25 protein-coding genes are annotated in these 26,310 nt (G+C 62.6%); 4 read left to right on the top strand and 21 right to left on the bottom strand.

Translation table 11 applies throughout. The annotated features are described in order from the left end of the window. Positions 1 to 53 precede the first annotated feature (53 nt). On the bottom strand, positions 54 to 947 hold the full coding sequence (locus tag BLP99_RS09215) for an NAD(P)/FAD-dependent oxidoreductase (RefSeq protein WP_072388119.1): 894 nt from the start codon (positions 945 to 947) through the stop codon (positions 54 to 56). Between the two features lie 106 nt (positions 948 to 1,053). On the opposite strand from BLP99_RS09215, the gene BLP99_RS09210 reads away from it, so the two are divergent. Next, positions 1,054 to 1,683 (top strand): TetR/AcrR family transcriptional regulator, encoded by a 630-nt coding sequence (locus tag BLP99_RS09210; protein WP_072459263.1) that lies wholly within the window; start codon positions 1,054 to 1,056, stop codon positions 1,681 to 1,683. A 208-nt stretch (positions 1,684 to 1,891) separates the two neighbouring features. Here the strand turns inward: BLP99_RS09210 and guaA are convergent, their stop codons facing one another. From guaA to BLP99_RS09190, 4 genes are all read right to left on the bottom strand, one after another. Beyond that, positions 1,892 to 3,469, bottom strand: coding sequence for a glutamine-hydrolyzing GMP synthase (gene guaA, locus BLP99_RS09205; protein ID WP_072388122.1), 1,578 nt, complete (start codon positions 3,467 to 3,469; stop codon positions 1,892 to 1,894). A 78-nt stretch (positions 3,470 to 3,547) separates the two neighbouring features. Continuing rightward, positions 3,548 to 5,017, bottom strand: a complete 1,470-nt coding sequence (gene guaB, locus BLP99_RS09200) for an IMP dehydrogenase (RefSeq protein ID WP_072388124.1) — start codon at positions 5,015 to 5,017, stop codon at positions 3,548 to 3,550. A gap of 290 nt (positions 5,018 to 5,307) precedes the next feature. Continuing rightward, positions 5,308 to 5,856, bottom strand: coding sequence for a sugar ABC transporter ATPase (locus BLP99_RS09195; RefSeq protein ID WP_092180219.1), 549 nt, complete (start codon positions 5,854 to 5,856; stop codon positions 5,308 to 5,310). 67 nt (positions 5,857 to 5,923) lie between these two features. Next, entirely contained in the window at positions 5,924 to 6,691 is a 768-nt protein-coding gene (locus tag BLP99_RS09190) for a sulfite exporter TauE/SafE family protein (RefSeq protein WP_092180217.1), read from the bottom strand. A gap of 247 nt (positions 6,692 to 6,938) precedes the next feature. Between BLP99_RS09190 and xseA the strand changes: the two genes are divergently transcribed. The 3 genes from xseA (at position 6,939) to leuA (ending at position 11,183) form a co-directional block, all read left to right on the top strand. After that, positions 6,939 to 8,318: an exodeoxyribonuclease VII large subunit gene (gene xseA / locus BLP99_RS09185; RefSeq protein ID WP_072388130.1), complete on the top strand. Its 1,380-nt coding sequence runs from the start codon at positions 6,939 to 6,941 to the stop codon at positions 8,316 to 8,318. Between the two features lie 3 nt (positions 8,319 to 8,321). Further along, on the top strand, positions 8,322 to 9,143 hold the full coding sequence (locus BLP99_RS09180) for a peptidoglycan DD-metalloendopeptidase family protein (protein WP_072388132.1): 822 nt from the start codon (positions 8,322 to 8,324) through the stop codon (positions 9,141 to 9,143). 360 nt (positions 9,144 to 9,503) lie between these two features. After that, on the top strand, positions 9,504 to 11,183 hold the full coding sequence (gene leuA / locus BLP99_RS09170; RefSeq protein ID WP_072388134.1) for a 2-isopropylmalate synthase: 1,680 nt from the start codon (positions 9,504 to 9,506) through the stop codon (positions 11,181 to 11,183). Positions 11,184 to 11,303: 120 nt separating this feature from the next. Here leuA and BLP99_RS09165 read toward each other — a convergent pair whose 3' ends face one another. From BLP99_RS09165 to hscB, 16 genes are all read right to left on the bottom strand, one after another. Next, positions 11,304 to 11,711, bottom strand: coding sequence for a hypothetical protein (locus BLP99_RS09165; RefSeq protein ID WP_072388136.1), 408 nt, complete (start codon positions 11,709 to 11,711; stop codon positions 11,304 to 11,306). 67 nt (positions 11,712 to 11,778) lie between these two features. Then, complete coding sequence (locus BLP99_RS09160) at positions 11,779 to 12,570, bottom strand: amidohydrolase (RefSeq protein ID WP_072388138.1); 792 nt, start codon at positions 12,568 to 12,570, stop codon at positions 11,779 to 11,781. Continuing rightward, positions 12,558 to 13,706: a pyridoxal phosphate-dependent aminotransferase gene (locus BLP99_RS09155; RefSeq protein WP_072388140.1), complete on the bottom strand. Its 1,149-nt coding sequence runs from the start codon at positions 13,704 to 13,706 to the stop codon at positions 12,558 to 12,560. The genes BLP99_RS09160 and BLP99_RS09155 overlap by 13 nt, the downstream gene beginning before the upstream one ends. A 174-nt stretch (positions 13,707 to 13,880) precedes the next feature. After that, positions 13,881 to 15,353: a ribosome biogenesis GTPase Der gene (gene der, locus BLP99_RS09150; RefSeq protein WP_072388143.1), complete on the bottom strand. Its 1,473-nt coding sequence runs from the start codon at positions 15,351 to 15,353 to the stop codon at positions 13,881 to 13,883. A gap of 203 nt (positions 15,354 to 15,556) precedes the next feature. Then, entirely contained in the window at positions 15,557 to 16,708 is a 1,152-nt protein-coding gene (gene bamB, locus BLP99_RS09145) for an outer membrane protein assembly factor BamB (RefSeq protein ID WP_072388146.1), read from the bottom strand. Beyond that, entirely contained in the window at positions 16,701 to 17,342 is a 642-nt protein-coding gene (locus tag BLP99_RS09140; protein ID WP_072388148.1) for a YfgM family protein, read from the bottom strand. Before BLP99_RS09140 ends, bamB begins: the two co-directional genes overlap by 8 nt. Before the next feature lie 40 nt (positions 17,343 to 17,382). Further along, positions 17,383 to 18,672 carry a histidine--tRNA ligase gene (gene hisS, locus BLP99_RS09135; protein ID WP_072388150.1) on the bottom strand — a complete coding sequence of 430 codons (1,290 nt, stop codon included), beginning with the start codon at positions 18,670 to 18,672 and terminating at the stop codon, positions 17,383 to 17,385. A 23-nt stretch (positions 18,673 to 18,695) separates the two neighbouring features. After that, positions 18,696 to 19,805, bottom strand: coding sequence for a flavodoxin-dependent (E)-4-hydroxy-3-methylbut-2-enyl-diphosphate synthase (gene ispG, locus BLP99_RS09130; RefSeq protein WP_072388152.1), 1,110 nt, complete (start codon positions 19,803 to 19,805; stop codon positions 18,696 to 18,698). Between the two features lie 3 nt (positions 19,806 to 19,808). Next, entirely contained in the window at positions 19,809 to 20,843 is a 1,035-nt protein-coding gene (locus BLP99_RS09125; RefSeq protein WP_092180215.1) for a RodZ domain-containing protein, read from the bottom strand. Continuing rightward, a complete protein-coding gene (gene pilW / locus BLP99_RS09120; protein WP_072388156.1) occupies positions 20,843 to 21,601 on the bottom strand; it encodes a type IV pilus biogenesis/stability protein PilW in 759 nt (252 codons plus the stop codon). The genes BLP99_RS09125 and pilW overlap by 1 nt, the downstream gene beginning before the upstream one ends. Before the next feature lie 12 nt (positions 21,602 to 21,613). After that, positions 21,614 to 22,762 carry a dual-specificity RNA methyltransferase RlmN gene (rlmN, locus tag BLP99_RS09115; RefSeq protein WP_072388158.1) on the bottom strand — a complete coding sequence of 383 codons (1,149 nt, stop codon included), beginning with the start codon at positions 22,760 to 22,762 and terminating at the stop codon, positions 21,614 to 21,616. A 27-nt stretch (positions 22,763 to 22,789) separates the two neighbouring features. Continuing rightward, entirely contained in the window at positions 22,790 to 23,215 is a 426-nt protein-coding gene (gene ndk, locus BLP99_RS09110) for a nucleoside-diphosphate kinase (protein ID WP_072388160.1), read from the bottom strand. A 92-nt stretch (positions 23,216 to 23,307) separates the two neighbouring features. Beyond that, positions 23,308 to 23,508 (bottom strand): Fe-S cluster assembly protein IscX, encoded by a 201-nt coding sequence (gene iscX, locus BLP99_RS09105; protein WP_072388162.1) that lies wholly within the window; start codon positions 23,506 to 23,508, stop codon positions 23,308 to 23,310. Positions 23,509 to 23,522: 14 nt separating this feature from the next. Continuing rightward, positions 23,523 to 23,864 (bottom strand): ISC system 2Fe-2S type ferredoxin, encoded by a 342-nt coding sequence (gene fdx / locus BLP99_RS09100; RefSeq protein WP_008014719.1) that lies wholly within the window; start codon positions 23,862 to 23,864, stop codon positions 23,523 to 23,525. Positions 23,865 to 23,867: 3 nt separating this feature from the next. Then, positions 23,868 to 25,730, bottom strand: coding sequence for a Fe-S protein assembly chaperone HscA (hscA, locus tag BLP99_RS09095; protein ID WP_092180213.1), 1,863 nt, complete (start codon positions 25,728 to 25,730; stop codon positions 23,868 to 23,870). A gap of 50 nt (positions 25,731 to 25,780) precedes the next feature. Further along, positions 25,781 to 26,302, bottom strand: coding sequence for a co-chaperone HscB (gene hscB, locus BLP99_RS09090; protein ID WP_072388166.1), 522 nt, complete (start codon positions 26,300 to 26,302; stop codon positions 25,781 to 25,783). Positions 26,303 to 26,310: the final 8 nt, after the last annotated feature.

Genomic DNA, 26,310 nt, shown 5'->3' with positions numbered 1-26,310 from the left:
AATCGATGCTGCTTCGAAGCAACCTTTAAAAGCCTGCGCCAACCGAAGTGCCCTCAAACCAGCATCGACTGCTGGGCGCAGATGCCCGCCGTCGAGCCTTGCCATGATGCCGTGGTGACCGAGGGCATTGCGGGGTTGGCGAGGTCGCCGGCGGCGTAGATGCCGGGTACGCTGGTTTCGCGGCGCTCGTCGACCTTGAGGACGATGCCCTGGGGCGTATCGACCGTGGCGAGCCCCAGCGATTCATGCAGGCGTGCGGACGGCTTGTTGCGCGGATGCGCGAACAGGATGTCGACCGCAACAGAGGGGCCGGCGTCGAGCCTGACGGTGGCGTTATGGCTCTCGTCATGGTCGATTTCGGTGACCCGGCCATCGACGACAGGGATGCCACGGCGAGCCAGATCGGCCCGGATCTCGGGTGGAATGTCGTGACCATTGGCGAAGACCGTCAATGTGTCAGTCCAATCGTGGTATAGCCTGACGTAGTTGTGCGACATTGGGCCGGACCAGACGAGGCCCCAATGCCGGCCGGCAACTTCAAAGCCGTCGCAATACGGGCAAGGCACGATGGAGCTGCCCCAGCCTTCGGCAAAGCCGGGAAGTTCAGGCATCTGGTCGGCGACGCCATAGCTCAGGATCAGGCGGCGCGCCCTCAGGGTTGCGCCCTCGCCAGTGAGGACGGAGAAATCGTCGAGGGCGCCGGAGACGCTCTCGGCCCGGGCATTGACCAGCTGGATCGTGGGATAGCGTGCCAGTTGCTGCCGCGCCTCGGCCAGTATCTCCAGCGGTGGCTTGTGGTCATGGCCGAGCAGGCCATGGGAGTGGTCGGCGAAACGATTGCGCGGCAGGCCGGTATCGAGAACGGTGACCTTGCGGCGGGCACGGCCGAGTTGCAGGGCGGCGGCAAGACCGGCAAAACTGCCGCCGATGATGATGACGTCATTCATGATGATGGGCTCCGCGCTGTGGATGAAGGGAGATCGGCTTGCAAAATTAAGATACTCACGGGTACCATAATTTACAAATTTAGATACTGTCAAGTACTGGAATTTTATGACCGAACACAGTCAGGCCCGACGCGGCCGGCCCGCCAACGATGCGCTAGGCCAGACGATCATCGACGCCGCGGGCGAACTTTTTGTGGAATTGGGTTTTCAAGCGACGACAATGGACAAGGTCGCCCAGCGGGCGAAGATATCCAAGCTCAGCATCTATCGGCACTTCGAGAACAAGGAGGCGCTGTTCAGTGCGGCCATTGCGGCCCACTGCCATCAGTTTGCACCGCAGGCCCTTATTGAAGGCGTCGGCGGTTCGGCGGCAGATCAGCTCATGGCGGTGGGAACATCCCTGCTTCGCACGTTGCTGAGCCCCGACGTGCGCAGTGTCGAAGCCATGATCATGGCCGACAAGACGAATCAAAAATCGTTAAGCAAGCGCCATTACGAAGCCGGCCCCGCCTATGTCATTGCCCAGATCGAGGCCCTGTTGCGTCAGTTGCATGCGAAGGCGGTTCTGAACGTGCCCGATCCTCTGCAGTCCGCCCGTTTGTTTGCCGCGCTTTTCAAAGGGTCCGATCTGCTGATGATCGCGCGCTTCGATGAGGCCCGGGCAGAGGACGACAACGAAATCGAATCCTATTGCCGGGCAGCCGTCGCCATGTTCATCGCCGCGCACGAAAAATAAGACCGTGCCCGGAAAAGCACTCATGCATCACGAGAGAACCCAACGAAACCGGGCTGATCAAGAGATTTGATCCCAGGCCCTTCCCTGCCGAGGCGACAGGGTATCGAGCACCCCGCAGGGCATTTGCCCCAAAAAGCCAAAAGCCCGCAATTACGCGGGCTTCAGGGCATTTCCTGTTAATGGGTGCCGGACAACGCCGGACGCCCAATCATTCCCACTCAATCGTCGCCGGCGGCTTGCTCGACACGTCATACGTGACGCGAGAGATACCTTCGATCTCGTTGATGATCCGGCCGGAAACGGTTTCCAGCAGTTCGTAGGGCAGGTGCGCCCAACGAGCGGTCATGAAGTCGATGGTTTCCACGGCACGCAGGGCCACGACCCAGGCGTAACGACGACCATCGCCCACCACGCCCACCGATTTCACCGGCTGGAACACCACGAATGCCTGGCTGACCTTGTGGTACCAGTCGGCCTTGCGCAGTTCTTCGATGAAGATATGGTCGGCGCGACGCAGCAGGTCGGCGTATTCCTTCTTCACTTCACCGAGGATCCGCACGCCCAGGCCAGGGCCCGGGAATGGGTGGCGGTAGACCATGTCGTACGGCAGGCCCAGCTCCAGGCCAAGGCGACGTACCTCGTCCTTGAACAGTTCGCGCAGCGGCTCGACCAGCTTGAGGTTCATTTCCTCTGGCAGGCCGCCGACGTTGTGGTGAGACTTGATCACGTGGGCCTTGCCGCTCTTGGCACCGGCCGACTCGATCACGTCGGGGTAGATGGTGCCCTGGGCCAGGTACTTGATGTTTTCCAGCTTGCAGGACTCGGCGTCGAACACGTCGATGAAGGTACGGCCGATGATCTTGCGTTTCTTCTCGGGGTCGGATTCGCCGGCCAGGTTGGCCAGGAACTGATCCTCGGCGTTGGCGCGGATCACCTTGACGCCCATGTTCTCGGCGAACATCGCCATCACCTGCTCGCCTTCATGCAGGCGCAGCAGGCCGTTGTCGACGAAAACGCAGGTCAGTTGGTCGCCGATGGCCTTGTGCAGCAACGCAGCGACCACCGAGGAGTCCACGCCGCCGGACAGACCCAGCAGCACGTTATCGGTACCCACCTGCGCACGCACCTGGGCGATGGCGTCTTCGGCGATCTTCGACGGGGTCCACAGGGCCTCGCATTCGCAGATGTCGAGGATGAAGCGCGACAGGATACGACCGCCCTGCTTGGTGTGGGTCACTTCCGGGTGGAACTGGACGCCGTAATAGCGGCGATCGTCGCTGAACATGCCGGCAATCGGGCAGCTCGGAGTGCTGGCCAGGATATGGAAGTCTTCCGGCATGCGGGTGACCTTGTCACCGTGGCTCATCCACACGTCAAGGCCGAACAGGCCGTCGGCATCGATATGGTCTTCGATGCCGTCCAGCAGGCGGCTCTTGCCGACCACGTCCACACGGGCATAACCGAACTCGCGCAGATCGGAGCCTTCCACCTTGCCGCCCAGTTGCTCGGCCATGGTCTGCATGCCGTAGCAGATACCGAAGACCGGCACACCCAGGTCCCAGACCGCCTGGGGCGCCCGAGGGCTGTCGGCGACGTGCACGGACTCCGGGCCGCCGGCCAGGATGATCCCTTTTGGCGCGAATTCGCGAATCGCTTCGTCATCCATGTCGAACGGATGCAATTCGCAATACACGCCGATTTCACGCACGCGGCGGGCGATCAGCTGGGTGTACTGGGAACCGAAGTCGAGAATCAGGATGCGGTGAGCGTGAATGTCGAGGGCCATGACTCATTCTCATATAGGGAATCAGAAACAACTCGGGGCTGAATGAACAGCCCCGGTGATTACGTTTGCAGGAAAGCCTTAACCTACGCGGTAGTTCGGCGCTTCCTTGGTGATCTGCACGTCGTGGACATGGGACTCGGCCATGCCCGCGCCGGTGATGCGGACAAATTCCGGCTTGGTGCGCATCTCTTCGATGTTGGCGCTGCCGGTGTAGCCCATGGAAGAACGCAGGCCGCCCATCAGTTGATGGATGATGGCGCTCAGGGTGCCCTTGTAGGGAACGCGACCTTCGATGCCTTCCGGCACCAGCTTCTCGGCACCTGCGGAGGAGTCCTGGAAGTAACGGTCGGACGAGCCCTGGGCCTGGGACATGGCGCCCAGCGAGCCCATGCCGCGATAAGCCTTGTAGCTACGGCCCTGGAACAGTTCGATCTCGCCCGGTGCCTCTTCGGTACCGGCGAACATCGAGCCCATCATCACGCAGGACGCACCGGCCACAATGGCCTTGGACAGGTCACCGGAGAAACGGATACCGCCGTCGGCGATCAGGGGAATGCCGGAGCCTTCGAGGGCTGCGGCGACGTTGGCGATGGCGCTGATCTGTGGAACACCGACACCGGCGACGATGCGGGTGGTGCAGATCGAGCCAGGGCCGATACCGACCTTGACCGCGTCGGCGCCGGCTTCGGCCAGGGCCTTGGCGGCAGCGCCGGTGGCAATGTTGCCGCCGATCACCTGGACGTCAGGGAAGTTCTGCTTGACCCAGCGAACGCGGTCGATCACGCCCTTGGAGTGACCGTGGGCGGTGTCGACCACCACCACGTCCACGCCGGCATTGACCAGGGCGGCGACGCGGTCACCGGTGTCCTTGCCGGTGCCGACCGCGGCACCGACGCGCAGACGACCCTGGTCGTCCTTGCTGGCCAGCGGGTAGGCCTTGGCCTTTTCGATGTCGTTGACGGTCATCATGCCCTTGAGGGCGAACTTGTCGTCGACGATCAGCACGCGCTCAATGCGGTGCTTGTGCAGCAATTCGCGGACTTCGTCCTTGCTGGTGCCTTCCTTGACCGTGACCAGGCGCTCTTTAGGCGTCATTACCTGGCGCACGGTGGCATCCAGGCGGTTCTCGAAACGCACGTCGCGGGAAGTGACGATGCCGACCAGGTCGCCATCGTGCAGCACCGGAACGCCGGAGATGTTGTGCATGCGGGTCAGTTCGAACAGATCGCGCACCGTGGCATCGGCCTCGATGGTGATCGGGTCCTTGACCACGCCGGCCTCGAACCGCTTGACCTTGCGCACTTCGGCGGCCTGCTGTTCGATGGTCATGTTCTTGTGGATGATACCGATGCCGCCTTCCTGCGCCATGGCAATGGCCAGGCGGGCTTCGGTCACGGTGTCCATGGCGGCGGATACCAGCGGAATATTCAGCTCGATGCCACGGGTAAGACGGGTTTTGAGACTGACTTCGTTAGGCAGTACCTCGGAATAACCGGGCACAAGGAGAATGTCGTCGAATGTCAGGGCTTCTTGGCTGATACGCAGCATCGCGGGGGCTCCCGAGCGGGAAAATGGAAGCGCGCCATTATACTCATGGACCCCGTCTCGCTCAATGTAAAACTCTGCCTATTATTGCCGGGCAGATTGACGGGGCTGATCCCCTCACTGCGACTGTACATCGCCCCTGTGGCGAGGGGATTGATCCCCGCTGGACTGCGCAGCAGTCCCGAAGCGGCCGACTCGATATGCCAGATGACCGCATAGCCCGGTTCAGGGCCGCTTCGCGCCCCAGCGGGGATCAATCCCCTCGCCACAAAAACAGTCCGCCGTGTGCCTATCTACAACTCCACCTTCACCCAACTCACCGGCTGGTCCAGCCAATCGGCGAATTCATCGAGGAAATCCTGCTTGAACCCGGCCTCGAGCCAGTTGTTGAAGATGAACCCCAGGTTGGAAAAGGCGCAGGGCTGCAGGAACAGGAACCCGTTGATGTCATCTTCATGCCCGCATTCGGGACAGGTGAAATTGTCGGTGCGGCCTGGCATCCAGTCTTCCAGGCTTTCGAACAGCGCTTCGCCGATTTCCCTGCGGCACTCGGCGCAACCCGCCTCCTCGAGGAATCCCTTGGCCGGGGTATAGATACAGCGCCGGGTAATGATCTCCAGGCCGTTGACGGGCTCGCCGAACGGCAAGGCTTCGGGGTACAGGGCCACCTCCCGGGCGCCAGGGGCAATGGCGTGGCCCATGCGGTTGCCGGTGCGGCCGCAGGTGGTCAACTGTTCCTGGACAATATTCTTGCGTACCAGCCAGCGCACGATCACACGGGCCCGGGGTTCGTGGACCGGCAGCGTGGAGATTTTCGGGACGATGATGCTTTGCGAATTCATGGCGAGGCCCGCTGTTTCCCTTGCTGAGCGAATGAAGGCCGGCAGCTTAATCCCTGGCCGGGCCAGGTCAAGCACTCAGGTAGCGCACGATCAACGCGATGCCGCTGGCGAGCACCAGCCAAGTGACCAGGCGCACGAATGCCTCGCGGGACATCCGCAGGGTCAGGCGACGCCCCACCCACAAGCCCAGCGCCATGGCCGGCAACAAGCACAGCGCCAGTACCAGCAAGGGTAGCTCGGCATATACCCCGGCGATGACGAACAGCGTCAAGCGCACCACGGTACTGCAACTGATCAGCGCGCTTTGCGTGGCGCGGGCCGGGTCCTTGGGCAAGCGGCTGTTCAGATAGATGGCGTATAAAAAGCCGCCACTGCCAAACAGCGCACCGAACATCCCGCCCACCGTCCCCATCGGCAGCGCCCACAGCGCCGACAGCTGCGCCGGCCGGGCCTTTACCCACAGGCTGTAGATCGCATAGGCGCTGATGAACAGTCCCATCAATAACAGCAGCAGGTCGGATTTGAGGTTGAGCAGGAATATCACCCCCAAGGTGCAACCCAGGGCCATGCATGGCAGCAAGCGCAGCAGCTCCGACCGGGACACGTCCCGCCGCGACGGCAGCAGGTTGCCGAATGCGGCGACGAAATCCAGCAGCACCAGCAGCGGCACGATGTTCGACAGGGGCATGAACAGCAACAGAATCGGCGCGGCCACCAGCGCCGTCCCGAACCCGGCGATGCCGAACACGATGTAGGCCAGGGCTATGGCCGAGCCGATCACCAGCCATTCCAAGGGGGCAAATGCCCACTGGCCCAACCACGACAGCAGATTCATCCGACACTTCCTTGCTGAGGAGAGCGGGGACTTTAGCCAGTTGTGTCACGGCATATCCAGCATTTGTGGTGACAGGTGCACCGCTATCGCGAGCAAGCTCGCTCCCGCAAATGGCTCCCTGGTGTTCACAAAGCCTGCGACCACCCAAGATCCCTGTGGGAGCGAGCTTGCTCGCGATGAAGGCAACTCGGTCCGATTTGTCTTCACTCATGGAGATTCACCGACGAATGCCCTTATCATGCCGCCCATGATTAAAGATCCCTTTGCCCGACTGGGCCTGGACCGCGAGGTCCTGACTGTCAGCCAGCTCAACGGCCGTGCGCGGGTGTTGCTTGAAGACGTGTTCAGCAATATCTGGGTCGAGGGGGAAATTTCCAACCTGGCCCGGCCCGCCTCCGGCCATGTGTATTTCACCCTCAAGGACAGTGGCGCCCAGGTGCGTTGCGCGCTGTTCCGGCAGAACGCCGCGCGGGTGCGCCAGGCCCTGAAAGACGGGTTGGCGGTCAAGGTGCGCGGCAAGGTCTCGCTGTTCGAAGGGCGCGGCGACTATCAACTGATCCTCGACACCGTGGAGCCGGCCGGCGACGGCGCCCTGCGCCTGGCTTTCGATGCCCTCAAGGAAAAGCTCAGCGCCGAAGGCCTGTTCAGCGCCGAGCGCAAGGTGCCGCTGCCGGCCCATCCGCAACGCATCGGCATCATCAGTTCGCCCACCGGCGCGGTGATCCGCGACATCATCAGCGTGTTCCGCCGCCGGGCGCCGCAGATCGCCCTGACGTTGATTCCCACCGCCGTACAGGGTCGCGAAGCCACCGCGCAGATTGTCCGCGCCCTGAAACTGGCGGATACCCGCGGTTTCGACGCGCTGATCCTGGCCCGGGGCGGCGGTTCGCTGGAGGATCTGTGGTGCTTCAACGAAGAGGCCGTGGCCCGGGCGGTGGATGCCTGCGTCACGCCAATCGTCAGTGCCGTCGGCCATGAGACCGATGTGTCCATCAGCGATTTCGTCGCCGACGTGCGTGCCCCCACCCCCTCCGCCGCCGCCGAACTGCTGGCGCCGGATGCCGGCGAACTGGTGCGGCGGGTCGAAAGCCTGCACCGACGCCTGGTGATGCGCATTCGCGACCGCCTGATGCGCGACCAACTGCGCCTCGAAGGCCTGACCCGGCGCCTGCGTCATCCGGGCGAGCGCCTGCGTCAGCAGGCCCAGCGCCTGGACGACCTGGACATGCGTCTGCGCCGGGCCTTCGAACGCAGCCTCGATAACCGTCGCGAACGCCTGATTCGCCTGGAAACCCGCCTCACCGGACAGCATCCGGGCCGCCAGCTGGCTTTGTTGCGTCATCGCCTGGACAGCCTGGCCGAGCGCCTGCCCCGGGCCATGAACGAAGGCCTGAAGGCGCGTCGCCTGCAATTGCAGAACCAGATGCAGACCCTTCACATCGTCAGCCCCCTGGCGACCCTCGGCCGGGGCTACAGCATCCTTTTGGACGAACGCGGCCATGCGATCCGCAATGCCGGGCAGACCCACACCGGCCAGCGCCTGACCGCCCGGCTCGGCGAAGGCGAACTGCTGGTGCGGGTCGAAGACAACCACCTGACGCCGGTCACCCTTTCTCTACTGGATTGATTCATGCCGCGATCTATTGCCCCCCTGCTGTTGCTGTGCCTGACCATCAATGCCCACGCCGACAGCTACATCACCCGTCTGCTGAACAAACCGGTACCCGGCGGCGTGGCCGTGGTGGACCTGGGCAGCGCGACCCAGGCCCCCAAAGTCAGCTACCAGGGCAAACCGGTGCTGGTGGTCAAGGAACAGCAGAACTGGCTGGCGATCGTCGGCATCCCGCTGACGGTCAAGCCCGGCACCGAGCAGATCAAAAGTGGCGGCAGCACCCAGCCCTTCGTGGTCGGCTACAAGAAGTACCCCGAGCAACACATCACCTTGAAGAACAAGCGCCAGGTCAACCCGAACCCGGCGGACCTCAAGCGCATCGACGCCGAACTGGCCGTACAGTTGAAGGCCTACCGCACCTTCAGCCCGAACATTCCCAGCAACCTGTTGCTGGACAAGCCTGTCGATGGCCCACTGTCGAGCAAGTTCGGTGTGCGCCGCTTCTTCAATGGTGAAGAGCGCAACCCGCATTCGGGCCTGGACTTCGCCGTACCCGCCGGGACGCCCATCAAGACCCCGGCCGCAGGCAAGGTGATCCTCACCGGCAATTACTTCTTCAACGGCAATACGGTGTTCGTCGATCACGGCCAGGGCTTCATCAGCATGTTCTGTCATATGTCGAAAATCGATGTGAAGGTCGGCCAGCAGTTGGCCAGGGGAGCGGTCGTGGGCAAAGTGGGTGCAACCGGACGGGCAACAGGGCCGCACATGCACTGGAACATCAGCCTGAACGATGCGCGAGTGGATCCGGCGATTTTCATCGGGGCGTTCCAGCCCTGAGTTCATGGTGGGGCTACTGGCCTCAGACCCATCTTCCGTGAATTGCCAAGCTCAAAACATCGACGCAATTTCCAACATGGAAGCTCCAGATATTCGCGATTAAATCTCGCAAAATCGCTCGAAATCAGAACTTCTCTCAATTTTTTTCGATTGCTTGCGATCCTCTGCCCACCCGGTTAGGGTTGAGGGCATGAAAACCTCTCACACCCTCATCCAGCTTCGCCAGCACCGCAGCCTGTGCCTCGTCAGCGCACGACTGCCGGGCTGAATCGCGGCACCTCGTTCCGGCTGAGAAGCCACCCCGTTCGAACCACCGGCAGGCCGCCTTTTTTCGGCCACGACAATAAAAGGATTCCGCCCATGAGCATGCTCAAAGACCCGTCTTCCAAATACCGCGCCTTCCCGACCATCAACCTGCCGGATCGCACCTGGCCGTCGAAGACCATCACCACCGCGCCGATCTGGTGCAGCTCCGACCTGCGCGACGGCAACCAGTCGCTGATCGAACCGATGGACGCGGTCAAGAAACTGCGTTTCTGGAAAACCCTGGTCGCCGTCGGCGTCAAGGAAATCGAAGCTTCGTTCCCGGCCGCTTCCCAGACCGACTTCGACTTCGTGCGCACCCTCATCGAGGAAGGCCACATCCCGGACGATACCACCATCCAGGTGCTGACCCAGGCTCGTGAAGACCTGATCGCCCGCACGTTCGAATCCCTGCGCGGCGCGAAAAAAGCCATCGTCCACCTGTACAACGCCACCTGCCCATCGTTCCGCCGCATCGTGTTCAACCAGGACAAGGAAGGCGTGAAGGAAATCGCGGTGAACGCGGCCAAGCTGTTCGTCAAATACGCCGCCCAGCAGCCGCAAACCCAGTGGCAGTTCGAATACTCCCCGGAAACCTTCAGCGCCACCGAGCTCGAGTTCGCCAAGGAAGTCTGCGATGCGGTCATCGAAGTGTGGAACCCGACGCCCGAGCGCAAGGTGATCCTCAACCTGCCCGCCACCGTGGAAGTCGCCACGCCGAATGTCTATGCCGACCAGATCGAATGGTTCGGCCGCAACATCACCCGTCGCGACAGCGTGATCATCAGCCTGCACACCCACAACGACCGTGGCACCGGTGTGGCCGCCACCGAACTGGGCCTGATGGCCGGCGCCGACCGTGTCGAAGGCTGCCTGTTCGGCAACGGCGAGCGTACCGGCAACGTCGACCTGGTGACCGTGGCACTGAATCTCTACACCCAGGGCATCGACCCTGAACTGGACTTCTCCGACATCGACGGCGTGCGCAAGGTCGTCGAGGAATGCAACCAGATTCCGGTGCACCCACGCCATCCGTATGTCGGCGACCTGGTCCACACCGCATTCTCCGGCTCCCACCAGGATGCCATTCGCAAGGGCTTCGCCCAGCAGAAACCGGACGCCCTGTGGGAAGTGCCCTATCTGCCGATCGACCCGGCCGACATCGGCCGCAGCTACGAGGCGGTGATTCGTGTCAACAGCCAGTCGGGCAAGGGCGGCATCGCCTACCTGCTGGAACAGGAATACGGCATCAGCCTGCCCCGCCGCATGCAGATCGAATTCAGCCAGGTGGTGCAGCGCGAAACCGATCGCCTGGGCCTGGAAATGACCGCCCAGCAGATCCACAGCCTGCTGCAACGCGAATACCTGCAAGCCAACACCCCGTATGCGCTGGTCAGCCATCGCCTGCAGGAAGAAAACGGCCACAGCGCCGTGGAAGTGGAAGTGGCCAGCAAGGGCCAGGGCGAAACCAACCTGCACTGGCGCGGCAAGGGCAACGGCGCCCTGGAAGCGCTGGTGGCCGGCCTGCCGATTCCCGTGGAAATCATGGACTACAACGAACATGCCATCGGCGCCGGCACCAACGCCAAGGCCGCGGCCTATATCGAGCTGCGGGTCAACGGTGAGCGCGCGGTACACGGCGTAGGCATCGATGAGAACATCACCACCGCCAGCTTCAAGGCTTTGTTCAGTGCGCTGAACCGCTCCCTGAGCCAGCCGGAAGCCAAGGCGGCCTGATCCTGGGCTGACATGCAAAAAGGCCCCAGGGTGTGAATCCTGGGGCCTTTTTGTTTGACTTGGGATATGGGTTGCCGTCCGGGACCTGCTCGCGATAACGGCCTACCGCGCTACCCCCTCTCAGGCATGGGTATCGATCCCGACCGTCATGGCCTGCAATAGCGCCGCTCGAAGCGTCTGCAGGGCCGCCTGGGTTCCCATGATCTGGGTCTGGATGGCCATGGCCTGCTGAGCCTTCTGCTCTTCGCTGGCCTGGCTCTTCTGCACGCGAGCCAATTGCACCTGTTGCTGGGCCAGCAGTTTCTCGGTCTGCTCGATCTGCTTCTTGATCTGCTCGATCACATCCACACCCGTGCTGCTGGGTGCGCCGGCGACGTTAGCACCGCTGGTATCGACCTTCAGTGACTTTTCCTTCTCGCTGCCGGCGTCCGTGGTCGCGTCCGCAGTCTCCTCGGTCGTACCTTTGATCGACACCTTAGGGGCCGACATCGGATACGGGTTTACGGTCGTTGCGCTGATAGTGGTCATGAGCATTCTCCTTGGCTGACCGTTTATCGGCACGCAATAGCCGTTCTTGAGGGCTGAAACGATTCAATCAGATGAATTCGAAACGATCGGCATCCAGGTTCGCCGGAAACCGCGCACGATACGCCGCCAGGTCCGCCGCATTGAGATTCACCATGAACACGCCATCGGCCTCTCCCACGCTGAGCAAGGTCTCGCCCTGGAAGTCCAGCACCTGACTGTCCCCAGTGTAGGCAAAACCCTTGCCGTCGGTGCCGATGCGGTTCACTGCCGCTACGTAACACAGGTTCTCGATGGCCCGGGCCGGCAGCAGGCGGTTCCAGTGCAAGCGCCGGGCGCCAGGCCAGTTGGCGGTGTACAGCAGCAGGTCGGTGTCCTCGGCGTCGCGGCTCCAGGCCGGGAAACGCAGGTCGTAGCAAATCAACGGGCGCACCCGCCAGCCCTTGAGTTCGAACAGCACCTGACGCTCACCCGGTGTGTAGTGGTTGTGCTCCCCGGCCATGCGAAACAGATGGCGCTTGTCATAGTGCAGCACCTCACCGTCCGGACGGGCCCAGAGCAGGCGGTTGCGATGGCTGCCGTCGGCGGCCTGGACAATCAGGCTGCCGGTGATCACCGCATCCAGCCTCGACGCCTGCGTCCTGAGCCAAACGCTGGTAGGCCCGTGCTCCGGTTCGGCCAGGGCCTGGGATTCCATGGAAAAGCCGGTGGTGAACATTTCCGGCAAAATCACCAGGTCGGCCCCGCGGGCCTGTTCCAGCAGACTTTCGAAATGCTCCAGGTTGGCCTCGCGGTCGTGCCACGCCAGGGTGGTCTGGATCAGGGCAACATTGAGATTGGGCAACATACTCAGATCACGCATAGCTTTTGCGCCGCTTCGCGCAGCGTCTCCTCGCGTTTGGCGAAGCACAGGCGCACCAGGCGCTGTCCCTCGGGAGGGGTCTGGTAGAACACCGACACCGGGATCGCCGCCACCCCGTGCTCACGGGTCATCCAGACCGCCATGTCGACGTCATTCAGGTCCGGGCGGATCCGGGAATAATCCACCAGTTGGAAATAGGTGCCGGCCACCCGCTTGAAGCTGAACCGCGACGGGGCCAGCAAGTCGCAGAACAGGTCGCGCTTGGCCTGGTAGAAATCGGGCAATTGCTCGACATGCTCCGGGTGGTCGGCCATGTAGTCGGCCAGGGCGTATTGCAGCGGTGTCACCCCGCAAAAGCTGACGTACTGATGCACCTTGCGCAGCTCGGCGGTGAGGGCCGGTGGCGCCACGACGTAGCCGGTCTTCCAACCGGTGACGTGGTAGGTCTTGCCGAAGGAGCTGACCACGAACGCGCGCCGATACAGCTCCTCATGGGCCAGGACACTGGCATGGGGCACGCCGTCGAAGACCAGGTGTTCATACACCTCGTCGCTGACCAGATAGATGTCGCGATCATGGATCAACGCCGCCAACTGATCCAGCTCGGCCCGGCTGATCAGGGCCCCACTGGGGTTGTGCGGTGTGTTGAGAATGATCATGCGCGTACGCGGCCCCAGGGCGTCACCGAGCTTCTGGAAGTCGATGGCAAAGTCATCCAGGCCCAGTTGCACGTGCACGCACCTCCCACCGGCCAACTGCACCGCTGGCTCGTAACTGTCGTAGCTGGGGTCGAACACAATCACTTCGTCGCCGCTTTGCACCACCGCCGCGATGGCGCAGAAAATCGCCTGGGTCGCGCCTGGGGTCACGGTGACCTCCTGGTCGGCGTCGACATCGACGCCATAGCTGCGGGCGATCTTCGCCGTGATCTGCTGACGCAACGCCGGCAGGCCGGTCATGGGCGAATACTGGTTATGGCCTTGGGCGATGTGCCGGCCGACCGCATCGCGCAGCGCCTGGGGGCCATCGAAATCGGGAAACCCCTGGGACAGGTTCAGCGCACCGGTCTGGGCGGCAAGCTGGGACATCTGGGTGAAGATGGTGATGCCGACATTCGGCAACTTGCTGGTGATCATCGAGGGTTCCCTGCTCTACACCCGGCTCTGGCGCGGCGCGGGAGAGTTCGAGGATAGCCCAATCGCCAGGTATGAAAAAGGGTGCCACCCAGGGCACCCTTTCTTATGCTGACACAACTCAAACCTTGTGGAGCGAGCTTGCTCGCTCCACAGTGGATCTGCGGTGACTATCAATCAGCGCTTGTCGCGGCGCTTCTTGTCGGCCTTCTTGTGGTGCGACATCAAGCGACGCTTCTTGTTGACCTGCCGGTCGGTGAGCGTGTTCTTGTTGCCTTCATACGGGTTCTCGCCGCCCTTGAACTCGATACGGATGGGCGTACCCACCAGCTTCAGGACGCGACGATAGGTGTTTTCCAGGTACCGAACGTAGGATTTGGGTACCTTCTCGATCTGGTTACCGTGGATCACGATGATCGGCGGGTTGGCGCCCCCCAGGTGAGCGTAACGCAGCTTGATCCGGCGGTTGTTGACCATCGGTGGCGCGTGCTCGCTGACGGCGTCTTCCAGGATCTGGGTCAGGCGGTTGGTCGGCCAGCGGGTGACCGCCGACTTGAACGAGTTCTGCACCGAGGCGTAGAGGTTGCCCACGCCCGTGCCGTGCAAGGCCGAGATGAAGTGGATATCGGCGAAGTCGACGAAGAACAGCCGGCGCTGCAATTCCACCTTCACAAAATCCCGCTCGCTCGGGGTCATGCCGTCCCATTTGTTGATGGCGATGACCAGCGCACGTCCGGCCTCCAGGGCGAAGCCCAGCAGGTTCAGGTCGTGATCGACCACGCCTTCGCGAGCGTCCATCACGAAGATCACCACGTTGGCGTCCTTGATCGCCTGCAGCGTCTTGACCACGGAGAACTTCTCGACTTCCTCGTGGATCTTGCCGCGCTTGCGCACACCTGCGGTGTCGATCAGCGTGTACTTCTCGTCGTTACGTTCGAACGGGATGTAGATGCTGTCGCGAGTGGTACCGGGCTGGTCGTACACGATGACCCGGTCTTCGCCGAGCATGCGGTTGACCAGCGTCGACTTGCCCACGTTCGGGCGGCCGATGATGGCGATCTTGATCCCGTCCTTCTCGCTCGGGCCCGGAATGCGCTTGGCTTCCTCGCCTTCGGCAACGATCTCTTCCTCGCCTTCTTCCGGCTCGTCTTCATCGTCTTTCGGGAAATCCGCCAGGGCGACTTCCAGCAACTGGCTGATGCCGCGACCATGGGCACCGGCAATCGGGATCGCCTGGCCCATGCCCAACGGCGCGAACTCGGCGCGGGCCATGTCCGGATCGATGTTGTCGACCTTGTTGGCGACCACATGGGAGCGCTTGTTACGCTTGCGCAAATGCTCGGCGATCATCTGGTCGGCGGCGGTAAAACCGGCCTTGGCGTCTACCAGGAACAGCACCACATCCGCTTCTTCGATGGCCAGCAGCGACTGCTCGGCCATTTTTTCGTCCATGCCGTGTTCGTCACCGGAGATGCCACCGGTGTCGATCAGGATGTAGGTACGCCCTTGCCACTTGGCCTCACCGTATTGGCGATCACGGGTCAGACCGGACAAGTCGCCGACAATGGCGTCGCGAGTCCTGGTCAGGCGATTGAACAAGGTGGACTTGCCGACGTTCGGTCGGCCCACCAGGGCGATTACGGGAACCATGCGGCTCTCCACTTCGTTATTTCAGAAAATACAAAAGCCGCTGCGAGGCAGCGGCTGGTGCTCGGAGGCAGTCCCGTGGGATCGGGCTTGCTCGCGAAAGCGGTGTGTCAGTCGACAACAGTTTTCTTCTGATACACCGCATTCGCACGCAAGCCCGCTCCTGCACAGGACGGGCCGCTTGGGATCTAGCCCCAAGCATAGTCTTACTTGATGGTCAGGGCTTCCAGTTTGCCGCTGTTGCCATACACATAAATCATGCTGCCCACCACCAGCGGACGGGCACGCAGGCCATCGCTGTCGATACGCTCACGGCCGACGAAGCGACCGTCCACCTGGCTGAGCAGGTGCAGGTAACCTTCCAGGTCACCGACTGCGACGTAGCTGGAGAACACTTCCGGGGCCGACAGCTGACGACGGGCCAGGGAATCGTTGCTCCACAAGGCGGTGGTGGAACGCTCGTCGACGCCTTCGACCGTGCCCGAGGCCAGGCTTACGTAGACGCTGCCGAAACCCTGGGCGACACCCGCGTAGCTGGACGCGTCGCGCTGCCACAACGGACGGCCGGTTTCCAGGTCCAGTGCCGCGACGCGACCCTGGTAGCTGGCGACATACAGCGTGCCGCCGGACAGCAGCAGGCCGCCGTCGATGTCGACCACGCGCTCCAGTTCCGAACGGCCCTGGGGAATGGCGACACGCTGTTCCCACACCGGCACGCCGTTGGAAACATCCAGGGCAACCACTTTACCAGTGGACAACCCGGCCACCGCGAGGCGGTTGGTCACGATAGGGGCGCTGGTGCCGCGCAAGGTCAGCACCGCCGGGGTGCTGTCGTACAGCCAGCGCTGGCTGCCGGTGGCGGCATCCAGGCCGATCAGGCGGTCATCCTGGGTCTGGACCACAACCACGTCGCCATTGGTGGCGGGCGGTGCGAGCACTTCGCTGGTCACCCGGGCACGCCATTTTTCTTCGCCGCTGCTGGCGTCCAGGGCCACGATCTCGCCCTTGAGGGTACCGATCATGACCAGCCCGTAACCCACGCCAACGGCACCGGATACAGGCAGTTCGAGATCCTTTTCCCATTTGACGTCGCCGTTCATGCGATCCATCGCCATGACGACACCCGTCACGTCGCCGGCATAGATGGTATCGCCATCGATGGCCGGCACCAGCATGTTGTAGGTTTCGCCCTGGCCGTCACCGATGGAGCGGCTCCACTGCTTCTGCAGCACGACTTCTTCTTTGAAGTCGGTCAGCTCGGCCGGTGGCAGTTCTTTCTTGCTGTTGCTGCTGCAACCCGCGGCCAGAATGGCCAGAGCCAGCAATGCTGCATGTTTCCACTGGATCACGTCACGCATCCCCTTTGGCCAGGTCGTCCAGCTTGATTTGCAGGCCACCGACCGCGGCTTCATCCGACAGCGCAGCCTTGGCTTTTTGGTAGGCCGCGTGGGCCTCGTCGGCACGACCCAGCTGTACCAGCAGGTCGCCCTTGAGTTCTTCGCGGGTCGCCAGGAACGCCTTGTCGGCGTCGCCGGCCAGCAGCTTCAGCGCGTCTTCGACCTTGTTCTGTGCCGCCAGCACCTGGGCCAGGCGCTGACGTGCCACTTCGCCCAGGGTCGGGTTGGCCGGCTTGTCGACGATAGCCTTCAGCTCGGTGGCCGCGTCGTCCAGCTTGCCGCTGTCTACCGCTACCTTGGCCACGAACAGGCTGCCGTACTGGGCGTAGGCGGTGCCGCCGAATTCCTTGTTGAGCTTGCCGGCCAGGTCCGCCACGCGAGCAGCGTCAGGCTTGCCGTCCGGGGTCAGCGTGGTTTCCAGCAATTGCTGGTAGAGCACCGAGGCGCCTTGCGACTGGTTGCTCTGGTATTTCTGGTAGGCCTGCCAGCCGAACACGATGACCAGCGCCAACAGGCCGCCAGTGACCAGCGGCTTGCCGTTGCGCGTCCACCAGTCCTTCAAATCCGCCAGCTGTTCATCTTCGGTACTCGACACCCCAATACTCCTTAATCGCTAAATCGGCTGTTTGACAGCTTCAACCCTGCACGACGCAGGTGGCCAGGTGTGCAGCAAGCGCATCCCAGGCAATGCTTTGTTGTTCGCCCTGGCCACGCAGGGGTTTGAAACCTACCACTTGTTGGGCCAGTTCGTCGTCACCCAGGATCAGTGCGTACAGCGCACCGCTCTTGTCGGCCTTCTTGAACTGGCTCTTGAAACTGCCGGCGCCGGCATTGACCTGCAGGCGCAGGTTGGGCACCTGGTCGCGGATCCGCTCGCTCAGGGCCAGGGCCGCCAGTTCCGCCGCTTCGCCGAAGGCGCAGAGGTAGACGTCGACCTGGCGGGCCAGCTCTTCAGGCACCTTGTCCAACGCTTCGAGCATCAGCACCAGGCGCTCGATACCCATGGCAAAACCCACGCCGGGGGTGGGCTTGCCGCCCATCTGCTCCACCAGCCCGTCGTACCGGCCACCGGCGCATACGGTGCCCTGGGCGCCGAGCTTGTCGGTGACCCATTCGAAAACGGTCTTGCTGTAGTAATCCAGGCCACGCACCAGCTTGGGGTTGATCACGTAGGGAATGCCGACAGCGTCGAGACGCGCCTTCAGCCCTTCGAAATGCGCACGGGACTCGTCGTCGAGGTAATCGGCCATCTTCGGTGCATCGGCCAGGATCGCCTGGGTATCGGCATTCTTGGTGTCCAGTACGCGCAGCGGGTTGGTCTTGAGGCGGCGCTGGCTGTCTTCGTCGAGCTTGTCCAGGTGGGCGGAGAGGAACTCCACCAGCGCTTCGCGATAGCGAGCGCGGGATTCACTGGTGCCCAGGCTGTTGAGCTCGAGCTTGACCGCATCACGCAGCCCCAGCTCGCCCCACAGGCGCCAGGTCAGCACGATCAGTTCGGCGTCGATGTCCGGCCCTTCGAGGTTGAACACCTCGAGACCGATCTGGTGGAACTGGCGATAGCGGCCTTTCTGCGGGCGCTCGTGACGGAACATCGGGCCGACGTACCAGAGCTTCTGCACCTGGCCACCGCCGGTGATGCCATGCTCCAGGACCGCGCGCACGCAGGCCGCCGTGCCTTCGGGGCGCAGGGTCAGCGAGTCGCCGTTGCGGTCCTCGAAGGTGTACATCTCTTTTTCGACGATATCGGTCACTTCACCGATGGAGCGCTTGAACAGCTCGGTGAACTCGACGATCGGCATGCGGATCTGCCGGTAACCGTAGTTATCCAGCAAACGCGCCACGGTGCCCTCGAAATAGCGCCACAGGGGCGTCTGTTCGGGCAGGATGTCGTTCATGCCACGGATGGCTTGCAGGGACTTGCTCACAGAATTTCCTTAAATTCGTTCGATCAGCCGCGTGCGATGACCGCTGCGTCGGCTTCGACCTTTTCGGCCGCCTTCTCGCGGATCAGCTTTTCCAGCTCGTCCACCAGATTGTCATTCGTCAGTTTCTGCGACGGCTTGCCGTCGATGTAAATCAGATTCGGGGTACCGCCGGTAAGGCCGATATGCGCCTCCTTGGCTTCGCCCGGTCCGTTGACCACGCAACCGATCACCGCGACATCCAGTGGCACCAGCAGGTCTTCCAGGCGCCCTTCCAGCTCGTTCATGGTCTTGACCACATCGAAGTTCTGCCGCGAGCAACTCGGGCAGGCAATGAAGTTGATCCCACGGGAACGCAGGTGCAGGGACTTGAGGATGTCGTAGCCGACTTTCACTTCCTCGACCGGATCGGCCGCCAACGAGATGCGGATGGTATCGCCAATCCCTTCGGCGAGCAGCATACCGAGGCCGACGGCGGATTTCACCGTGCCCGAACGCAACCCGCCGGCTTCGGTGATGCCCAGGTGCAGCGGCTGGACGATTTCCTTGGCCAGCAGACGGTAGGCCTCGACGGCCATGAACACGTCGGAGGCCTTCACGCTCACCTTGAAGTCCGGAAAATTAAGGCGCTCAAGGTGCTCCACATGACGCAGGGCCGACTCCACCAGCGCGGCCGGGGTCGGTTCGCCGTATTTCTTCTGCAGGTCTTTTTCCAGGGAACCGGCGTTGACGCCGATGCGGATCGGGATGCCCCGGTCGCGGGCCGCATCCACCACGGCGCGCACGCGGTCTTCGCGGCCGATGTTGCCCGGATTGATGCGCAGGCAGTCGACGCCCAGCTCGGCCACGCGCAGGGCGATGCGGTAGTCGAAGTGGATGTCGGCCACCAGGGGCACCTTGACCAGTTGCTTGATCCTGCCGAACGCCTCGGCGGCGTCCATGTCCGGCACGGAAACCCGCACAATGTCGACGCCGGCGGCTTCCAGGCGATTGATCTGCGCGACCGTGGCGGCCACGTCGTTGGTGTCGCTGTTGGTCATGCTCTGCACAGCGATAGGCGCATCGCCGCCCACGGGCACGTTACCGACCCAGATCTTGCGGGATTCGCGACGTTTGATTGGAGATTCGCCGTGCATGACTTATTGACCCAGCTTCAGGCGAGCAGTCTCGCCAGTGGTGAACGGAGCCACGTCGACCGGCTGGCCGTTGTAGCTGACCTGCGCGCCACGGGCATAGCCCAGGCGTACGGCAAAGGGTGGCTTGCCATTGACTGAGGTGCTGTCGCCCTTGCGCTTGAGGCCGCTGAACAGCACCTTGCCGTTGCCGTCGGTGATCTGCGTCCAGCAATCGGCCGTGAATTGAATCTGTACCTGGCCTTCGCCGGCGGCAGGTGCCACGGGCGCAGCGGAAGGCGCAGCCGGCGCAGTCGGAGCCGCCACGGTCGGGGTCGGGGTGGCCGGTGCAGGAGCGGGCGCTGCAGGGGTGGCCGGGGCCGGGGCAACCGGCGCGCTGGTACCGGGTGCAGGCGTGGCTGGCGCGGCCGGAGCGGTTGGTGTCGCAGGAACGCTTGGCTCGGCGCCGGCCTCGGCATCGGCACCGTCCTGACCCTGCGGCAGCGCCAGGCTGGTTTCGCCCTCCGCCTGGCCCTCCAGCACGGCCTGGTCTTCCGGCTCGTCCAGCGGATGGATCCGGGTGGTGCCGTCGGCCCCCTCCACTTCCACATGCTCGGGGGCCATGGCCACCGGTTCCTTGGTGCGCAGGGAGGTCTGATCCTGCCACCAGACGAAACCGCCGCCGATCACCGCGATCAGCAACAACAGGCTGACGATTCGCAAAATGGTGTGGGAAACACGCACTGGCTCCTCGATGCGGCCCAGGCTGTGTACGCTGCTGCCTTGGGCGTCGGAACCGGTGTACTGGTCGAATTGCTGGACCAGTACGGTCTGGTCCATGTCGAGCAACTTGGCGTAGGCACGGATGTAGCCCCGGGCAAAGGTATGCCCTGGCAGCTTGTCGAACGCACCCGCTTCCAGGTTGCTCAGGGAAGCCACGGTGAGATTGAGCTTGAGGGCCACTTGGGCCAGCGACCAACCATTGCTTTCGCGGGCTTGACGCAGGGTCTCACCGGGATTTACGCGAGTCGCTGCTACAACTTCAGGATGCGCCGCTTTCATCATTGCTCCGACAGGTATTGCTGATATTCCGGCGTACCGGGATAGAGTCTTTTGAGTTGCAGGCCATAACTTGCGGCCTTGTCGCGATCTTCAAACACATGGGCCAGCCGAACGCCGAGCAATAGACTACGTGCATTTTGCTCGCTGAGCAGGCTAAAACGCTCGTAATAGTCGCGCGCCGGCACATAATGCCTGTCTTCGTAAGACAACTCAGCCATTTCCAGCAAGGCCCGGGGCTGCTGGCGGTTGAGCCGCAGCGCCTTTTCCAGCTGCTGGCGGGCCAGATCGCGCTGGCCGAGCTTGGCGGCCGTCATGCCAAGGTTCTCGAAAACCCGCGAACGCTCAGGATAAAGGGTATCGGCGGCGGCCTGCTCGAAGCGCTCGTAGGCCTCTTTGTAACGTTGTTGCTCGTAAAGGAAGCTGCCGTAGTTGTTCAGGATCCGAGCATCCTGAGGCCGGGCGGACAACGCCTTGCGAAAATGCTCGTCGGCCAGCTCGGGTTCCAGCTCGGCCTGGAACACCAGGGCCAGGGCCGCGTTGGCATCGGCATCGGAACTGTCCAGCTCCAGGGCCTTCTTGAGCGGAACCTTGGCCCGTTCGGTCATGCCCTGCTGCAGGTAGCCGATGCCCAGCTGCACATAGGCCTCGCGCGCCTCGTCGCGCCCCTTGCTGGTCTTCATCGGGTTGTAGTCGCCCGACAGGACACAACCGGAGCAAAGCCCGGCCAACAGCAACAGCAGCGCGAAGCGCAAGGACATAGAGTTCCTCTCTTAGTGGCTGTTCGCAGCGTTCTGCGCCACATCGTCGGCGGCGTTCAATTCGCGCACGGCAATGTAGCGTTCGCTGCGACGGGTGCGATCCAGCACCTGCCCTACCAATTGACCACACGCCGCATCGATGTCTTCGCCGCGGGTAGTGCGGACGGTGACGTTGAAGCCGGCGTGATGAAGCTGATCCTGGAAGCGACGAATCGCATTGTTGCTCGGACGCTCGTAACCGGAGTGCGGGAACGGGTTGAACGGGATCAGGTTGATCTTGCACGGAATATTCTTGAGCAGTTCGATCATCTCGACCGCGTGCTCGACTTTGTCGTTCACATCCTTGAGCAGGGTGTACTCAATGGTGAGCACACGCTTTTCGCCCAAGGCCGACATGTAGCGCTGGCACGAGTCCAGCAGCATCTTAAGCGGATACTTCTTGTTGATCGGCACCAATTGGTTACGCAATGCGTCATTGGGTGCGTGCAGCGACAACGCCAGGGAAACGTCGATGTGCTTGGCCAGCTCATCGATCATCGGCACCACGCCGGAGGTGGACAGGGTCACGCGGCGCTTGGAGATGCCGTAGCCCAGGTCGTCCATCATCAGGTGCATGGCGGCAACGACGTTGTCGAAGTTCAGCAGCGGCTCACCCATGCCCATCATCACCACGTTGGTGATGGCACGGTCGACGGTCGCCGGGACGCTGCCAAAGGATTTGTTGGCAATCCACACCTGGCCGATCACTTCGGCGGCGGTGAGGTTGCTATTGAAGCCTTGCTTGCCGGTGGAGCAGAAACTGCAGTCCAGGGCACAGCCTGCCTGGGACGAAACGCACAAGGTGCCGCGCTTGCCCTGGGGAATGTAGACGGTCTCGACGCAGCTGCCGGACGCCACGCGCACGACCCACTTGCGGGTACCGTCGCTGGAAATGTCCTGGCTGACCACTTCGGGACCACGAATCTCGGCAACGGCCTTGAGCTTTTCGCGCAGGGCCTTGCCGACATTCGTCATGGCGTCGAAATCGTCGACGCCAAAGTGGTGGATCCATTTCATTACCTGACCGGCACGGAAACGCTTCTCCCCGATTGAGTCGAAGAATTTCTCCATTTCCGGCTGGGTCAGACCCAACAGGTTAGTCTTGCCGATCGATGCAGTCATGGTCTCACCCTCACTCACCAGCTTTACTTAGCGAGTGGTTACTTCAGTAGCGGCGAAAAAGTAGGCGATTTCGCGAGCAGCGGCGGCTTCGGAGTCCGAACCGTGGACGGCGTTGGCGTCGATGGACTCGGCGAAGTCAGCGCGGATGGTGCCTGGAGCAGCTTCCTTAGGGTTGGTGGCGCCCATCAGCTCACGGTTGCGAGCGATGGCGTTTTCGCCTTCCAGCACCTGAACGACAACCGGACCGGAGGTCATGAAGGCAACCAGCTCGCCGAAGAAACCGCGGGCGCTGTGCTCAGCGTAGAAGCCTTCGGCTTCGGCCTTGGACAGTTGCTTCATTTTCGAAGCGACAACGCGCAGGCCGGCGTCTTCGAAGCGGGTGACGATCTTGCCGATCACGTTTTTAGCAACGGCGTCAGGCTTGATGATGGAAAAAGTACGTTGAACAGCCATGGTGTAACTCCAGAAACGGTAATTTGCGAAAAATTAAACCCGCGAATTATACGCGGGTTATCGGGTATTGCCTAACTGCGTACAGTACAGACTCAATCTGCTTCTTCGATCCAGGCGGCTTGAATGGCCTCAAGCACTTTCTCGCCGCCACGGGACGGATCATCGCTGAACTCCGGCAAGGCCAGCACCCACTGGTGCAGATCGACGAAGTTCACGTAACGCGGGTCTACATCAGGCTTGGTCTCGGCCAGCTGGATCGCAATCTCCAGCACATCAACCCATTTCAGACTCATGTTGGATTCCCGGATCAGTGCGGCGCTTCGGCAGCGTGGTTGAGCGAGTATTTGGGGATTTCGACGGTCAGGTCTTCCGTACCGACGATAGCCTGGCAGCCAAGGCGCGATTGCGCCTCCAGCCCCCAGGCCCGGTCGAGGAAGTCCTCTTCCAGTTCGTCCGCCTCTTCCAGCGAGTCGAAGCCTTCACGGATGATGCAATGGCAAGTGGTGCAAGCGCAGACGCCGCCGCAGGCACTTTCCATTTCGATATGGTGCTCATGGGCGAGCTCAAGGATGGAGATCCCAGGTTCAGCCTCCACAACCATGCCCTCGGGGCAGAACTTCTCGTGGGGCAGGAAAATCACCTGTGGCATCAATTACTCCTCGATTTCATTCAGGTTGCGCCCCGCCAGGGCGGCCTTGACCGTCGAGTCCAGGCGGCGGGCGGCAAAGGCATCGGTGACTTGCGACAGACGCTTGGTCTGCTGCTCGATGGCATGGCCATCGGTACCCTTGATCAATTCGGACAATTCCTGCATCTGCAGCTCGATGACCATGCGCTCTTCGGCGTCGAGCAAACGCTCGCCGTCCGCTTCAAGGGCGCCCTGCACGGCCTCGATCAGGCGCTGGGCATCCACTTGCTGCTCGCGCAGTACGCGGGCCACCTTGTCGTCGCCGGCGTGCTGGAACGAATCCTTGAGCATGCGGGCAATTTCGCCGTCGGTCAGACCATAGGACGGCTTGACCTGGATGCTCGCCTCGACGCCCGAACCCAGCTCGCGGGCGGAGACATTGAGCAGGCCATCGGCGTCGACCTGGAAGGTGACGCGGATCTTTGCCGCGCCAGCCACCATGGCTGGAATGCCGCGCAATTCGAAGCGCGCCAGGGAGCGGCAGTCGCTGATGAGCTCACGCTCGCCTTGCAGCACATGGATCATCATGGCCGACTGGCCGTCTTTATAAGTCGTGAAGTCCTGGGCGCGGGCGACGGGGATGGTGGTATTACGCGGAATCACCTTCTCCATCAGGCCGCCCATGGTTTCCAGGCCCAGGGACAGCGGAATCACGTCGAGCAACAGCAGTTCGCCGCCATCGCGCTTGTTGCCGGCCAGGGCATCGGCCTGGATCGCGGCGCCAATGGCGACCACCTGGTCCGGGTCGATTTCCGTCAGCGGCTGGCGGCCAAAGGCCTCGGCGACGGCTTCGCGAACCCGAGGCACGCGGGTCGAACCGCCCACCATGACCACGGCCTTGACGTCTTCGAGCTCCACGCCGGAATCGCGCACGGCGCGGCGGCAGGCCTTGAGGCTGCGGGCCACCATGGGTTCGATCAGGGCATCGAAGACTTCACGGGTCAGCGAGGCCTTCCAGTCGCCGTAAGCGACTTCAACCGCGGCGGCATCGGTCAAGGCTTCCTTGGCCGCACAGGCGGTTTGCAGCAGATGACGTTGCGCGCCCGGGTCGAGGTCAGCGGACAGGCCCGCCTGCTCGATGATCCAGCCAGCGATGGCATGGTCGAAATCATCGCCGCCCAAGGCGCTGTCGCCGCCGGTGGCCAGTACTTCGAAGACACCGCCCGTCAGGCGCAGGATCGAGATATCGAACGTGCCGCCGCCCAGGTCATAGATGGCGACGAGGCCTTCGGCATGCTGGTCCAGGCCGTACGCCACCGCAGCCGCGGTGGGCTCGTTCAGCAGGCGCAGCACATTGAGGCCGGCGAGCTTGGCCGCGTCCTTCGTGGCCTGGCGTTGGGCGTCATCGAAATAAGCCGGAACAGTGATGACCGCCCCCACCAGCTCACCGCCGAGGGCGGCCTCGGCCCTTTGGCGCAGGACCTTGAGGATGTCGGCGGAAACCTCTACCGGGCTTTTCGGCCCCTGTACGGTTTCGATGAACGGCATGTGCGATTCGCCGCCCACGAAGCGGTACGGCAGTTGGTCGCCCAACTGCTTGACGTCGGACAGACCCCGCCCCATCAGGCGCTTGACTGACACAATGGTATTGAACGGATCGGTGGCCGCGGCCAGCTTGGCCTCTTCGCCCACTTCGACGCGGTCGGCGTGATATCGCACGGCGGACGGCAGGATGACCTGGCCGCGCTCGTCAGCCAGCGGCTCGGAAAGGCCGCTGCGCACTGCAGCGACCAGGGAATTGGTGGTACCCAAGTCGATTCCGACAGCCAGCCGACGCTGGTGCGGTTGTGGACTTTGGCCGGGTTCGGCGATCTGCAGTAGGGCCATCGTGATCAGGACTTATCTGTAATCAGGCGTGCGACCGGAGCGGCACTGGGTTAATCGTCGAGGCGCTCTTCGAGCTGGCGCACTTCATAGGTGAGCTTGTCGAGGAACTGCATGCGCCGCATCAGGCGCTCGGCCTGTTCGCGTTGCGCAGCATCGTTCCAACAGGCTGCGAAGCTTTCGTTCAGGGTTTGCTGGGCGTCCTTGAGGCGGCGCTTGAACGCCGCGACGCCTGCCAGGTCGGCGCTGTCCTGCAGGTCCTCGAGCTCTTCGCGCCACTGCATCTGCTGCAGAAGAAACTCGGGGTCGTGCACCGTGACTTCCAGGGGCAGCTCATGACCACTGATGGCGAGCAGGTATCGCGCGCGCTTGGCAGGGTTCTTGAGCGTCTGGTAGGCCTCGTTGAGGTTCGCGGATTGCTCGAGCGCCCGGCGCTGCTCAGCCTCGGAGGCATCGGCGAAGCGATCCGGATGGACGCCACGGGCCAGTTCGAGATAACGCGCAGACAGCTCGTCGAGATCCAGGCTGAAACCTGGCTGCAACTGGAACAACGCAAAATGACAAGGAGTACCCACGAGCCGCC

The organism is Pseudomonas sp. NFACC32-1, from assembly GCF_900101215.1.
Classification (GTDB): Bacteria; Pseudomonadota; Gammaproteobacteria; order Pseudomonadales; family Pseudomonadaceae; genus Aquipseudomonas.
Note: the sequence above shows the minus strand (reverse complement) of the source record. Positions and strands in the feature narration are given on the sequence as shown.